The following is a 13848-nucleotide window of genomic DNA, read 5'->3' on the forward strand; positions in this document are numbered from 1 at the left end:
ATTAATCCGGGTAAATCCGGTTCATCGTGGCCCAATCTTTCGCGATCATCTCTTCGAGCACGTTGAGATCAACATCGGCCAATTTATTGATATAAAGGCAAGATTTTCCGGTTTTGTGTTTACCCAATCGCGTTAAATCCGCATCGCGCGCTTTGGCTGCGATATCATCACAATAGCCGCCCATCATGTACAATGAATGCTTGGCCTTGCGCGGCGAGAATCCTGCACGCATCCAATGCACGTCGCGACCGCTTTCATAGGTCGTACGATATTCGCCAAACCCGATTATCGAACCGCCCCACATCTGCGGCTTTGCGCCCGTCACCCGTTCGAACATTTCCAGCAAGACCCGCGCATCATCGCGCTTTGCCTCTGGCTCAACCGCCGCAATGAAACCTTCAACCGACGCGTCATTCGCCTTTGTTTTTGCCTCGGCCATCATCATCCCTCCCCATCCGATGCGCACTGTTTGATTGACACAGTAACACAGTCGGTATCATCAAGCAGAAACGTTTTTGCAGGGGACTGAAGCAAAACCATGTGGCTACTCGATAAATTCCTAGGAAAAGTCATCCGCGAGGGGCGGTTGAGCGTCACCGATCACGACGGAAAAACCTACGACTATGGTGACGGGCCTGAGGCGCCGCTCAAGATCAAATTGACCAACAAAAAGGCCGCGAACCATATCGCTCGTTACCCGCAAATGGGTGCAGGCGAGGCGTTTATGTGGGGATGGCTTGTGGTTGAAGAGCCGCATGACATTCGCGACCTGTTGCTGTTCGTAACGGCCAACACGAAACGCATCGGCGACAGCGCCATTCAGGCGCAGGGCCCGCTTAAGAAGATCGCGCAGAAAATTGGCGCGGCGGTGGACGGCATTAATCTGCGTTCTTCCGCGCGCTCAAACGCCGAACACACCTACAATTTGACCCGCGAATTGTATGAACGGTTCCTCGACGAAGATCGCCAGTACACGATGGCGTATTATCGAGAGGATGATCCGACCCAAACCTCGCTCGAACAGGCTCAGATGGACAAGAAGGCGCATCTCGCGTCGAAATTGTACCTTCAGCCGGGCAAAACCGAGGGGATGCGCGTTCTCGACATTGGGTGTGGATGGGGCGGCTTCGGCCTTTATCTCAACAAAATGTACGGCGTCGAAGTGCTCGGCGTGGCGCTCGCGCCAGACCAGATTAAGTTCTGCAACGAACGCGCAGAAGCCGCCGGTGTGGCCGACAAAGTCAAATTTGAATTGCTCGACTACCGCGATGTTGAGGGTCAATTTGACCGTATCTCCAGCGTCGGCCTGCTCGAACATGTGGGCACAATCCATTACCCGCAGTTCTTTGAGCATACGAATAAACTGCTCAAAGATGATGGCGTGATGATTTCGCATTGCTGCGGCCGCGCTGGCCCTCCCGGTGCCACCGATGCTTGGACCCGCAAATACATCTTCCCCGGCGGCTATATTCCGGCGCTGTCCGAGCTGGTCTCACAAAGCGAAAAGTACGGCTTTGAAGTGATGGATGTCGAAGGGATGCGCTTCCATTACAGCCACACTTTGGAAGAATGGTACAACCGCACCGTCATGCACCGCGAAGAGATCACGGACATGTATGACGACGTGTTTTACCGCATGTGGCTGTTCTATCTCGCCGGGGCTGAACAAAGTTTCCGCAACGGCGGCATGATCAATTGGCAGCTCCAATATGTCAAAGATCGCGCCGCGATCCCCATGACACGGGAATATATGCACCACGAAAGCGCCCGCCTGCGCGAAGTGGGCGAAATCCCAACATGGCGTTTTGACCAAGGCATCAAAGAAGCTGCGGAATAACCCGCTTTCACCATAGATCGCGCTGAAACGGCCACGAAACGCTTATGACGTGAGAGTCGATTCGGTGCGCTATGCCTGTGTGTTGGATGGGCGGTAAATCGGGCCAAACCCCAACAAGGCCGCTCCTACAAACGGAAGCGCCACGACCCATATCCGAATGCCGGATAGGCTTTCCGGGCTGGCAATCGTAATCGCGGCCGTCGCCGCAAGCCCGATGCAGATCATCAAGACGCCCGCCACAACGCGCGCCTTAGGAACCGTGCGACCGCCTCTAATCGGGCCAAAACTGCGTTCGTGTTTGGCGAAGATCGCGATCATCGGCAGCAAGGCCAAGATGTAGATGCCCAGCCACATTGGCCGCGAAATCCACCAATCGGCGGTGCCCGGAACCGAGTTCAATCCCATCCCGCCAAACGCCAACCAGACTACGGTCATAACCAACACAAAGGCCGTCAGGTGCCACAGATAGACGGTCATAATCATGCCGTTCATCAAAACGGTTGCCGTCCAAATGTTGAGATTGTCGAGCATCTTGCGCCCCAGCGGCTCTAGCACGAGCGCCAGCCCAACCTGAGCAACACCCAGAGCAAACAGAGCAAGTGTGGGTGGCAATGAATTGGAAAATCCGCCGGGCGCAGACACCATCGAGACCGGGTAAAACCCATAAACGGTGATCGAAATCAATATAGCAAGACCAACGACAAACCATGCGAGTGCGAACCACTGCTTTTCAAATCGCCCGTCTTTCCAAGCGAAACCCAATTGGTGAATGGCTAAGAAGACCCACAGAAAATTGGTGAAGTTGATGTATTCCACGCCGACCTGAAATGTCAGCCAATCGGTCGCCATCGCGATGGGGATGTAAATCGCGAAACTAAGCCAGCCAAAACGGTGCCACGCCTTGCGCGTAAGCGGCGTGCATGCCGTGACGATCAAATAGACCGCGAGGAACCATACCGGGATCAGAGCGGCCTCTGTCGCGTCGCTAATCTGTTGCCGATCAAGGCCGACCTGAGTCATCACAACCGCCAGCATCGCCCATAACAGCAGGACCGGGAATGTCGGGGCGATAAGACGCTGAACACGACTGGCAAGCCAATCGCGATAGACCCCGGCTTGTCCGGGTTCCGCCTTTTTGACGGTCGCGTCCCAGCTCATCCCATTGGAAAAACCGCCAACAAGGAAGAAGATCGGCATGACCTGAAAGCCCCAGGTCAGCCAATGCGTCCACTGCGCCGTGGTCAACAGATCGCCGCGTTGAAGAGCGCCGGCATCGTCGACATACAGTCCGGCCATCAACCAATGGCCGAATACCACGGCCATGATCGACAATGCTCGAAGAAAATCGACCCAGCGATTGCGCTCTGGCGGCGCCATTTGCGCCAATTCGCGTGCTTTGGTCCACATATTCGATCCCTCCAAACCGTATTGTTCACAAGACATTGGTTCCCTTGCGCATTTTGACAAGGGGGGGATTCAAATCAGGCAGACACCCCAAACGACACTTCACAAACATCCGCGAATTGCGACTACCCCCTTTCCTATGCCGTAAATTCACGGCATGGGGCGCGTGCATTCAGGAGCATCAACGCAATGTCCGATACAAAAAAGGTCGTCCTCGCTTACTCTGGCGGCCTCGACACGTCAGTGATCGCCAAATGGCTTTCGACGGAGCGCGGCTTGGAGGTTGTGACCTTCACCGCCGATCTGGGCCAAGGGGAAGAGATTGAACCGGCTCGCGATAAAGCGCGCGCGATGGGCATTCCCGATGAACACATCTTCATCGAAGATTTGCGCGAAGAATTCGTGCGCGATTTCGTCTTTCCAATGATGCGCGCCAATGCACGATACGAAGGCGACTATCTGCTCGGCACCAGTATTGCGCGGCCTTTGATCTCCAAGCGCCTGGTTGAAATCGCACATGAAACGGGCGCGGATTACATCGCCCACGGCGCAACCGGCAAAGGCAATGATCAGGTCCGCTTTGAGCTCAGCGCCTATGCGCTTGACCCCAACATCGAAGTTATCGCCCCATGGCGCGAGTGGGATTTGACAAGCCGCACCGCGCTTATCGCATGGGCAGAAAGCCATCAAATCGCCGTCCCCAAAGACAAACGCGGCGAAGCGCCTTTCTCCACCGATGCCAACCTGTTGCACACATCATCAGAAGGCAAAGTGCTCGAAGATCCATGGGAAGAAACGCCCGAATACGTCTATTCACGCACGGATCATCCGGAGAACGCTCCCGACACACCCGAATATATCGAAATCGGTTTCGAGCGCGGCGACGGCGTTTCCTTAAATGGTCAGAACATGTCCCCTGCGACATTGCTGACCGCCCTCAACGATTTGGGCAGAACCCACGGTATTGGCCGCTTGGACCTAGTGGAAAACCGCTTTGTCGGAATGAAAAGCCGTGGAATGTACGAAACACCCGGCGGTGAGATTTACGCCGTGGCGCATCGCGGGATCGAACAGATCACGCTCGATCGCGGAGCAGCGCATCTTAAGGATGAACTGATGCCGAAATACGCAGAGTTGATCTACAACGGCTTTTGGTTCTCGCCGGAGCGCGAGATGCTTCAGGCAGCAATTGATCTGAGCCAAGAACGCGTGACCGGTACGGTTCGGTTGAAGCTCTATAAGGGCCTCGCCAGTGTGGTGGGACGCAAGAGCCCACACTCGCTTTATTCTGAGGCGCACGTCACGTTCGAAGACGATGCAGGCGCTTACGATCAGCAAGACGCAGAAGGCTTCATCAAATTGAACGCGCTTCGCTTGCGATTGCTTGCCCAACGGGACCGGCAACGGGGCTGATTCGGGGGCCTTCAGAGTCGCTGCGATAGCGAATGTCGCAGGCGTGAAACATGTGACAAGCGAGGCATTGCCTTCGTGTCGGATGGTTCGCAATCCTGATGGTGCCATTGGCGACCAAACCCTCCAAAAGCGATGGACCGTTGACTTGTCCACTTCCGTCCACAAGCGATTTGGCGGAAAGTGGATAACTCCGCGTTCCGTCGCTTGTCGAACAAACAATTCCGGCTCAAATTCAAATTGTCTTCGGAACACGGAGGCTTTGAAAAGAAGGTCGCAAGGCCATGAATTTCAAAGCAAAACCGAATTTCTTAGATGCGGTGGAAGATGTCCACACGCTGTCTTAGAGACGGCATGCAGAAGGTCTCGATCCGATGCAAGCCAACTTGATTGAGGATAGTGTGAAGGGTCGAAACCGTTGTGATTGTGATACGGGATGGTGATAGCTGTAGGAAAGCGTTTTAGGACGCGGAACTGGAGTGTTTGACTGACCAACCATGCGATCATGATCTCGGCAATGCAGAGAAGCCGATGATCTGAAGAGAGCGTTTCGACGCAAACCGAAGAACGTGGCAACAAAGCAAGGCCGGATGCCGGTGCGAGCGCCGGTGGAGTACCGCGAAGCAAGGCCATGCGAACGAGCGCAAGTTCAAACGCACAGCTGGACGCGGCACACACATCGAGCGCCAAGCGCGCTGTTGGAACAGCAAGAGAGCGGGTTCGCCCACCCCCTTGCAAGACCGCAGTGACCACGCGCTGGTAAGAGTGGGGTCGGCAGCAATGCTGGCCCCATTTGCTTTATTCGGCGCATGTTGCCTCTTTTCACACCCATTCGTGTCAGCCATTCATCGACTTACCGCATCTGCGGTGCGTTTCGCGGCGGCCCGAGCGCGAAGTGCGCCGTTCATCCCCTCTGTGATTTGCACCCATGCATCGGCTCCGTGTAACACCCTTACCGAATGGGAAGCATCAGCCGTCTCTTTTCAGGCCACTTAGACCTGGCCAAACACCGTACCGATCGGATTGATCACCAGATCGGCCGTCGTGCCGCCAGTGCTGCGACCGCAGCGGCCGCGATCTTGGTTGCACCCTACGCATTATCGGCTCAATCACCGGCCGATGACCTCCCGTTTGCCAGCCATTTCGAAGGGGTGATCGAACCCCTCGCACCCGAACTCCGCGACATCGACCCGCTTAGCCCTAGCACCGCCGTCGATCTCGACACGTTTGACGCCCCGCTTGAACCTAAGCCCGAACCCGCCGGCGTCATCCGCAATCTGGGCACCGGGGTCGCATCCTATTACGGCCGCCGCTTTCACGGCCGTCTCACCGCCAATGGAGAGCGCTTTGACATGCGCGCCATGACGGCGGCGCACAAGACGCTACCGTTTGGCAGCATGGTCCGCGTCACCAATCCCCGCAACGGCCGCTCCGTCACGGTGCGCATCAACGATCGCGGGCCGTTCATCGCGGGTCGCACCATCGATCTTAGCCGCGGAGCCGCCGAACGGATCGGCATGATCAGCAGCGGCCACGCCCGCGTCCAATTGGAGCTGGTCGGCCGCTAACGGGTTTACCGCCCACCACCGCGCATCCCCCGCCTCAAACGCCGCCAATTGCGCGGACTCCAACGCATCCATCTCCGCTATGCTGCTGGGCGCAGGTCGCGGCGGCGGTGCGTCGTCGGGCCGCGCCTCCTCCATCGCGCAAAGCCGATCTTCGAGCAGGGGCCCCTCGCCCATCTCGTCGCAGTCTTGCGCAACAGACATGGACCGCATGTTACACGCTCCAGAAGGCGATTCTTCGCGCTGATCAACGGCCTCCTCGTTCACCGCCCTTGCCGCTGCATCCGCGCGCAGCATCGCGGCCTCTGCCTCCACATCGTCGCCCGCCTCCATCGCATCGACTAAAGCGTCAAATTCGCCCACCATGGCCGAAACATCATCACGATCCGCCAACCGATCAAGCCGCGCCAAATGCGCCAACAACAACCGGGAATCATGCCGCCGCCGCACGGCCACAACCTCCCCGTGGTAAAACACCTCCTCCTCCACCCCGTTCATCGCGCGCGTGGCCAAAGCATCCTCGGCCAACTCCCGCGCGATCACCAACGCCGCGTGGCACGCCCGGCGAAAGGTCGCGCACGCACGGCGCAGGCGGTAGATTGTCTGATGCGACACCGCACTGGCTCGCGCCGCCGCGCGGATCTCCCCACAATCGGCAAGCCGTTTTAGGAACGCCGCCTGACGGTCGCGCGTGAATTGGAATTGCTCCGCGTAAAATTCATCGGCGGGCAACGCGGAGATTAGCGCAGGCAGAGCCTCAGCGGCGGGGATGAAATGTGTGGGGGTTTGGTGCGGGACCATGAGGGGCGGATTCCTTTGTGTTCCGCACCCCATCCGGGGTGCGATTTCCTCGCTCACACGCCCTAAAGGGCGCGTCGCTGCGGGCGGCCATTCGGCCTTGCGGGCGCTGGTGCGCACGTTTGGGGGGCGGTTTCCGTATCGGGTTTTGGGGGAGTAGGAAAATGAGGAGAGGTGGCGCGGCGCGCGGAGAGTCTTTTGTTTTGCGCCCTCAGGCGCCGGGCGCGGGCCATCCGGCCCGCTTGGCTGCGCCGCATAAGCGGCGGCGGCCGGTCGCCCGCTGTGACGCCTGCGGCGTCATGCTAACACTACCGTTGTGGGGGTTTCCCGAGCACTACGCCGAGTGCTGGCTGGCGGAGCACGGCGGCGCAGCCGCCGCAAGGCCGACCGGCCGCCCGCAGCGCCGTTAGGCGCGAGGAAATCGCGTCGCGGATGCGATGCGCAAACAAGGACTCCCGCACCAAGAACCCATCCCTTACCCTCTCAAGTTTCCCAAATACGCGGCACCCGCTCGCCGCAAAGCAGCCGCTCATTGCGAGCATGCCGCGCGGCCTGCTGCGCCGTGGTTTGCGGCCCGGTCCCAATATTCCCCACAAAGACATGCCCCTGCCACCGCGCCCAAGCCGGATCTTCCATATTCGGCAAGGCGGGCGTCACCCGATTGTCGAGGCGAACGGTCTGCTGAGCGAGGGATTTGGGCATGGGTGGCTCCTGTGTGTGAAGAGCCGGAACCGTATGCTATTGTTGGGTGTGTAGGAAAGCTACGATAAAGCTCGCTTATACTAGTGCTTTTGAATTCATCCTAGTTTACGTCAAAGTGCACGAAATAATCGGAGAATACCAAGTGACGCCATTTGAGACCACCCTCGCGACGGCAGCAGTCAAAGAGACTGCCGGACCAGCCGGCAATGCGATAAAAAAATGGGGGGTCAAGAAGTGGGATAAATTTGTCGCTACCTACACAAATGTTTTCTCAGAAAACATAGATCGATCACGAAAGAAGTGCGAAACTGTAAGAAACATTTTATACCGCAATCAACTTGCAAAGACTAATGATAAATATGTCAGCATTTCTTTCAAAGATAGAAATGATAATGATATAAATGACAAGAGAATTATTCCTGCCCTTCTAGCAAGACGCCGAATACTTCTGAAAGGAAGAGGAGGGGCTGGTAAAACTATGTTTACCAAATGGGCTGTCTTGAGGCTGGCAGAGGATATAATCCACCATCAACAAATTCCCATCTTTATTGAACTCCGTGACCTGGGTGAATCCGATAATTCTACGCCATTCGAACGTTTAGTATTTGATTACATTTCAACTTCAAGAACTAAGCCAAATTTCAACCAATTTTTAGAAGCCGTCAAGGCAGGCCTTTTCATATTCATTCTGGACGCAGCCGACGAGGTCAAAAAAGTTGATAGACCTTCCATTTGCAAGAAAATCGAAGCCTTCGGACTCACATTTCCGGAATGCGGAATCTTGCTCACATCACGTGATTTCACTGAAATCGACAATATCGTTGGATTCGAGCCATACAAGACACGGCCACTCCGTCGGAAGGAGGCCATTTCTATAATCCAAAAATTAGACTATGATTCAAAAGTAAAGAACGCCCTTGTCGATTTAATTGAAGATGACAAAAGGCACAAGCATGACTTTTTTCTATCTAACCCTCTTCTTGTAACAATTCTTTTATTGACATACGATCAGTCGAAAGAAATTCCGACGAAGAGAAGCGCGATTTATAAGAGGGCTTTTGAGGCCCTCTATGAACGACATGATACTAGCAAGGGCATTTACAGAAGAGATCATCACGCTGGCCTGCCGATGGACGAATTTGAAACCGTCTTCGCCACTTTCTGCTTTGGGACATACATCAGCGGTAAATTCGATTTTGAAGAGGGAGAAATAGTCCCGCTTTTTAGGGCTGCATGCGAGCTGGCAAAAATAGACGAACCGGCAGAAAAAATTGCTAAAGATGCTTATGAATCTGCCTGCCTATTAAGCAAAGAAGGCCACGAATTCGTTTTTTGTCATCGCTCTTTTCAAGAATATTTTGTTGCAGTCTTTTTGAGAGACTACAGGGGAGACGACCTACCCGAATTGATTGAAGCCGCGCTAAAGCGTGGCCAAGGCGAAAATGTGGTGGAATTTCTCTACGAAATCGACAAAAAGGACCTAGAAAGGCATTTCGTTCTCCCCAATCTTGATCGAATAATAAAATCGGTAAAGAGGAAGTTAAATGGAGATTCTGATGATGCGAGAAAAATCGTGTCTCATTTCTTCAAAAATATCAAGATGATGGAGAAGGGACTTAGCTTTGCTGGTGTAGAATTTCAAAAAAACTCAAATGCCGGGTTCCTATTCAGCCTTTCTGCGGTTTACCCTGAGTTGAATCTATTCGATATTATTATTAAGTTCGAAGATTCAACTATCAAATACCGCAGTTTTTCGATAGGCAAAGCCATAGGAACAGGAAGTTACTCTAAATCCTTTGACGATGCTAGGAAACAGAACATGATTACCTTGCGATTCTCGCCAACAGCATCAGAGTGGTTTCAAGAAACCGAATTTCATTCACGCACCGTCGAATTTTGGAAGGACTTGAATTCATTGAGGGATCGATTGAGTGCCGAATACGATGCGGAACCTTCGAATATTTCGAAACGGTTCGAGAGGTTTTCTACTTAACCCTCGCTTTTTATGCCCCCTCACAACATCCCCTTCAAATACCCCCCAGTAAAGCTTCGCGCTTCTTTCGCCACATCCTCTGGCGTGCCCTCGGCAACAATCTCGCCACCGCGCACGCCGCCTTCGGGGCCTAGGTCCAGCACCCAGTCTGCGGTTTTGATCACATCAAGGTTGTGCTCGATCACCACCACGGAATTGCCCTGTTCCACCAGACGGTGCAGCACTTCGAGCAGTTTGCGCACATCTTCAAAGTGCAGGCCCGTGGTCGGCTCATCCAAGATATACAGCGTCTGACCGGTGCTGCGTTTGGCCAGCTCCTTGGCCAGTTTCACCCGCTGCGCTTCGCCGCCGGACAATGTCGTCGCCTGCTGCCCGACCTTCACATAGCCAAGGCCAACTTCGTTCAACATCCGCATCTTATCCCGGATCGGGGGCACGGCTTTGAAGAAGCCTTCCGCATCCTCAATCGTCATGTCGAGAACGTCGGCGATGGAGAGGCCTTTGAACTTCACCTCCAGCGTTTCGCGGTTGTAGCGTTTGCCGCCGCATTCCTCGCACGTGACATAGACATCGGGGAGGAAGTGCATTTCGATCTTGATCAGGCCGTCGCCGGTGCATTGTTCGCACCGTCCGCCTTTTACGTTGAAGGAGAAGCGTCCCGGTTTGTACCCGCGCGCTTGGCTTTCAGGCAGGCCAGCAAACCAATCGCGAATATTGGTGAAGGCGCCTGTGTATGTCGCGGGGTTCGATCGCGGGGTTCTGCCGATGGGGGATTGGTCAATCTGAATGACCTTGTCACAAAATTCCAAACCTTCGATCGCGTCGTGTTTGCCCGCAATCACCCGCGCGCCGTTCAACACGCGCGCCGCGCCGGCATGCAAAGTGTCGATAGTGAACGACGATTTACCCGAACCAGAAACCCCGGTGATGCACGTGAACGTACCCAGTGGGATCGACGCGCTCACATCTTTGAGGTTGTTGGCCTTGGCCCCCTTCACCGTCAGCATGTGGCCGTTGCCCTTGCGACGCTGCGTTGGAACGGAGATTTCGCGCCGACCGGTCAGATAATCTGCGGTGAGCGATTTCTTCGCCTTCATGATCTGTTTCAAAGTGCCCTGAGCGACCACTTCGCCGCCGCGCACACCCGCACCGGGGCCAAGATCGACGATGTGATCCGCCTGACGGATGGCGTCCTCATCGTGTTCAACTACGATCACCGTATTGCCCAAATCGCGCAGCCGTTTGAGCGTTTCGAGCAACCGATCATTGTCCCGCTGATGCAGGCCGATTGACGGTTCATCGAGGACATAAAGCACGCCGGAAAGACCGCTTCCGATTTGACTGGCGAGACGGATCCGCTGACTTTCGCCCCCGGACAACGTGCCGCTGGTCCGGTCTAGGTTCAGATAGTCCAAACCTACATTGTCGAGGAAACCCAGCCGTTCATTGATCTCTTTCAAGATCGCCTTGGCAATCTGAGATTGTTGATCGGTCAGCTTATCATCCAACGCCAAGAACCAATCCTTGGCATCCGAAACGCTCATCGTGACCGGCACCGCAATATCGGTGCCCGCAACTTTCACCGCCAGCGATTTCTCATTGAGCCGCTTGCCACCGCAAGTTTCGCAGGGTTGCGCGGTTTGGAACTTAGACAGCTCCTCCTGCATCCACGCGCTTTCGGTTTGCATCATCCGGCGGTTGAGATTGCCAACAACCCCTTCGAATGCCTTGTTCACGGTGTATTGTTTGCGCCCATCCTTAAACGTCAAAGGCACCGGCATGCCGCCTGTCCCGTGCAGGATGATGAGCTTTTGATCCGGTTCCAAATCGCGCCACGGCGTCGTGATGTCGAAATCATACGCTTTGGCGAGGCTGGTCAGAACTTGCATGTAATAAGGCGATGGCGGGTTGGATTTGGCCCAGGGTGCAATCGCCCCTTGCTTCAAGGTCAACGCCTCGTTGGGCACAACCAATTGCTCATCGAACAATTGCTTTTCACCGATCCCATCGCAAGTCGGACACGCACCCTGCGGTGAGTTAAAGGAGAACAATCGCGGCTCGATTTCTTCAATCGTAAACCCGCTAACCGGACAGGCGAATTTTTCTGAGAAGACGATCCGGTTTGCGGGAATTCCCGCCCCCTTCATCGCTTTGCCCGACGACGCCTCATCCTCACGGCCTGGCACAACGCCATCGGCCAAATCGATATAGGCCAGCCCTTCGGATAGTTTCAGAGCGGTTTCAAACGAATCCGCCAACCGCGTTTGCATGCTGCCATCATCGGATGTTTTCACTGCGATCCGGTCGACCACCACTTCGATGTCATGTTTGAATTTCTTATCGAGCGCCGGAGCGTCCTCAATCCCGTACATCTCGCCATCGATGCGCACGCGGGTAAAGCCGGCCTTTTGCCACTCGGCCAATTCCTTGCGATATTCGCCCTTTCGCCCCCGCACGACCGGCGCGAGCAGATAGAGGCGTGTGCCTTCAGGTAATTCCATAACCCGATCGACCATTTGCGACACGGTTTGCGCGCTGATCGGCTTACCCGTGGTGGGTGAATAGGGTACGCCCACCCTCGCCCACAAAAGCCGCATGTAATCGTAGATTTCCGTCACCGTCGCGACGGTTGATCGCGGATTGCGGCTGGTGGTCTTCTGCTCAATCGAAATCGCCGGAGAGAGCCCGTCAATATGCTCCACATCCGGTTTTTGCATCATCTCCAAAAACTGACGCGCATAGGCGGATAGGCTTTCGACATAGCGCCGCTGACCCTCCGCATAGATCGTATCAAACGCGAGGGATGATTTGCCCGATCCAGAAAGCCCGGTGACAACGATCAACGCATCGCGCGGCAGATCGATATCGACACCCTTCAGATTGTGCTCACGGGCACCACGAACGGAGATTTTGGTCAGCATACGGCAAACCTATGCTTGATAATGTGTGTAGGATACATGCGGCGGGTTTGTTCCGGTAATGTTCGTCTAAGTCAAGAGGCGCAGAGTGGCGCGAAGGCGCGTGTCCACGATTGGGTGGCGTTGGGGTGGTGTTGCAACGCCCAAAGGGACGATTGGTTCACCGTTCACTCGCGCGCATCGTTGCGAAATTCAGTGTCGCGGGCTTGATCGCGATTTAGACCAGTGTGGATTTCACCGGCACCGTGATCCCGACCTGTTTGGCGATCATGCCAATCCATTCGCCGACCTTGGCGATCTCTTCGTCCACCACGGCGCTTTGCGTCGCGGCGGCATCGCGCGCCGCCTTTGCAGCGTAATCCTCACCGGTTTTTGCATCGGCGGTAAAGACCGGTCCGTTGGCTATATCTTGCGCGCGATCCGCATCAATCGCGACACCGGCAAACGCTCCGAACCCGCTTAGGACACTGGCGGGCTCTGCGCCAAAGTGATCGCCGTCTAAAATCCGCACGCGATCCCCGTATTTGCGGGACAGCGCATCCCAATATCGTTGGTTTAGGAACCAAGCGAGGGCGGCGCATTGCAGGTCGGTCATCGCGAATTGTTCCGCGCCGTCCATCCCAAGATCCATGCCCGCATATCCCATCACTTCTAGATAAAGTTGCCGGGCCCATCGTCGGCCCATCATCCCCTTGCGCGTCACCGCCGAAAGGAAAGAGGGCAAAGGATTGGTCATCAAAACCGCACGCGCATCGGGTCGCGCCTCCATAATCGCTGGGATCAATGCGTTGGCGTGGTTTGTGGGTTTGACGAAAACACTCTCTCCCTCACCCCAACCCCGGCCGAGCAATCGCAATATCTGCGGCAAGACATCGGGGGAGGAGCCGCCAATTTTGGCTAGGATACCCGGTTCGCTCAACGCGGCGCACGTGCCGGGCAATTGCAGCGCGCGAGTCATCAAAGTCGAACGGCAAAACGCGGTATGAAATACAAAGTGCAGCGGCGATTGCGGGATGTTGGCGGCGGCAATGTCAGCCAAGGGAATGGCCACTGGCTGTGTTCCTTCGCCCGGAACGGCATCGGCAAGAAAAGCTGGAGCGGACAATCGGTCGCGGTCCAAACGTATGAATGTAACCGCCCGGTTTTGGGGATCAAAACCATGCGGCAACCATCGCGCATCGTTCAAAATATCTGAAAAATCAGCCATTAAAATTTCCTAGA

9 protein-coding genes are annotated in these 13848 nt (G+C 55.4%); 4 read left to right on the plus strand and 5 right to left on the minus strand.

Features of this window, described 5'->3' with window-relative positions; translation table 11 throughout:
* Position 1 precedes the first annotated feature (1 nt).
* Complete coding sequence (locus BQ8290_RS03530; protein WP_108791851.1) at positions 2–439, minus strand: DUF1801 domain-containing protein; 438 nt, start codon at positions 437–439, stop codon at positions 2–4.
* Positions 440–538: 99 nt separating this feature from the next.
* On the opposite strand from BQ8290_RS03530, the gene BQ8290_RS03535 reads away from it, so the two are divergent.
* The gene (locus BQ8290_RS03535) at positions 539–1837 is read left to right on the plus strand and encodes a class I SAM-dependent methyltransferase (protein ID WP_108787673.1); all 1299 of its coding nucleotides are present in this window, start codon (positions 539–541) and stop codon (positions 1835–1837) included.
* A gap of 69 nt (positions 1838–1906) precedes the next feature.
* Here BQ8290_RS03535 and BQ8290_RS03540 read toward each other — a convergent pair whose 3' ends face one another.
* Positions 1907–3280, minus strand: coding sequence for an acyltransferase family protein (locus BQ8290_RS03540; protein WP_108787675.1), 1374 nt, complete (start codon positions 3278–3280; stop codon positions 1907–1909).
* Positions 3281–3430: 150 nt separating this feature from the next.
* On the opposite strand from BQ8290_RS03540, the gene BQ8290_RS03545 reads away from it, so the two are divergent.
* Both BQ8290_RS03545 and BQ8290_RS03555 read left to right on the plus strand, forming a co-directional pair.
* Positions 3431–4654 (plus strand): argininosuccinate synthase, encoded by a 1224-nt coding sequence (locus tag BQ8290_RS03545; RefSeq protein ID WP_108787677.1) that lies wholly within the window; start codon positions 3431–3433, stop codon positions 4652–4654.
* A 956-nt stretch (positions 4655–5610) separates the two neighbouring features.
* Entirely contained in the window at positions 5611–6219 is a 609-nt protein-coding gene (locus BQ8290_RS03555) for a septal ring lytic transglycosylase RlpA family protein (RefSeq protein WP_108787681.1), read from the plus strand.
* Positions 6220–7497: 1278 nt separating this feature from the next.
* Here BQ8290_RS03555 and BQ8290_RS03565 read toward each other — a convergent pair.
* Positions 7498–7716 carry a hypothetical protein gene (locus BQ8290_RS03565; RefSeq protein WP_108787685.1) on the minus strand — a complete coding sequence of 73 codons (219 nt, stop codon included), beginning with the start codon at positions 7714–7716 and terminating at the stop codon, positions 7498–7500.
* Positions 7717–7858: 142 nt separating this feature from the next.
* On the opposite strand from BQ8290_RS03565, the gene BQ8290_RS03570 reads away from it, so the two are divergent.
* The gene (locus BQ8290_RS03570) at positions 7859–9709 is read left to right on the plus strand and encodes an NACHT domain-containing protein (RefSeq protein ID WP_337660971.1); all 1851 of its coding nucleotides are present in this window, start codon (positions 7859–7861) and stop codon (positions 9707–9709) included.
* Between the two features lie 20 nt (positions 9710–9729).
* On the opposite strand, the gene uvrA is transcribed toward BQ8290_RS03570, so the two are convergent.
* Positions 9730–12630, minus strand: a complete 2901-nt coding sequence (uvrA, locus tag BQ8290_RS03575) for an excinuclease ABC subunit UvrA (RefSeq protein ID WP_108787689.1) — start codon at positions 12628–12630, stop codon at positions 9730–9732.
* A gap of 214 nt (positions 12631–12844) precedes the next feature.
* Positions 12845–13834, minus strand: a complete 990-nt coding sequence (locus BQ8290_RS03580; protein WP_108787691.1) for a hypothetical protein — start codon at positions 13832–13834, stop codon at positions 12845–12847.
* Between the last annotated feature and the right edge of the window lie 14 nt (positions 13835–13848).

The sequence above is a fragment of the Erythrobacter sp. Alg231-14 genome, assembly GCF_900149685.1.
GTDB lineage: Bacteria > Pseudomonadota > Alphaproteobacteria > Sphingomonadales > Sphingomonadaceae > Erythrobacter.

What these genes read in the sequence shown, in the direction of transcription:
- BQ8290_RS03565 (WP_108787685.1), bottom strand. Translation starts at nt 7,716, where the DNA reads ATGCCCAAATCCCTCGCTCAGCAGACCGTTCGCCTCGACAATCGGGTG.
- BQ8290_RS03530 (WP_108791851.1), bottom strand. Translation starts at nt 439, where the DNA reads ATGGCCGAGGCAAAAACAAAGGCGAATGACGCGTCGGTTGAAGGTTTC.
- BQ8290_RS03555 (WP_108787681.1), top strand. Translation starts at nt 5,611, where the DNA reads ATGGGAAGCATCAGCCGTCTCTTTTCAGGCCACTTAGACCTGGCCAAA.
- uvrA (WP_108787689.1), bottom strand. Translation starts at nt 12,630, where the DNA reads ATGCTGACCAAAATCTCCGTTCGTGGTGCCCGTGAGCACAATCTGAAG.
- BQ8290_RS03580 (WP_108787691.1), bottom strand. Translation starts at nt 13,834, where the DNA reads ATGGCTGATTTTTCAGATATTTTGAACGATGCGCGATGGTTGCCGCAT.
- BQ8290_RS03540 (WP_108787675.1), bottom strand. Translation starts at nt 3,280, where the DNA reads ATGTCTTGTGAACAATACGGTTTGGAGGGATCGAATATGTGGACCAAA.
- BQ8290_RS03545 (WP_108787677.1), top strand. Translation starts at nt 3,431, where the DNA reads ATGTCCGATACAAAAAAGGTCGTCCTCGCTTACTCTGGCGGCCTCGAC.
- BQ8290_RS03535 (WP_108787673.1), top strand. Translation starts at nt 539, where the DNA reads ATGTGGCTACTCGATAAATTCCTAGGAAAAGTCATCCGCGAGGGGCGG.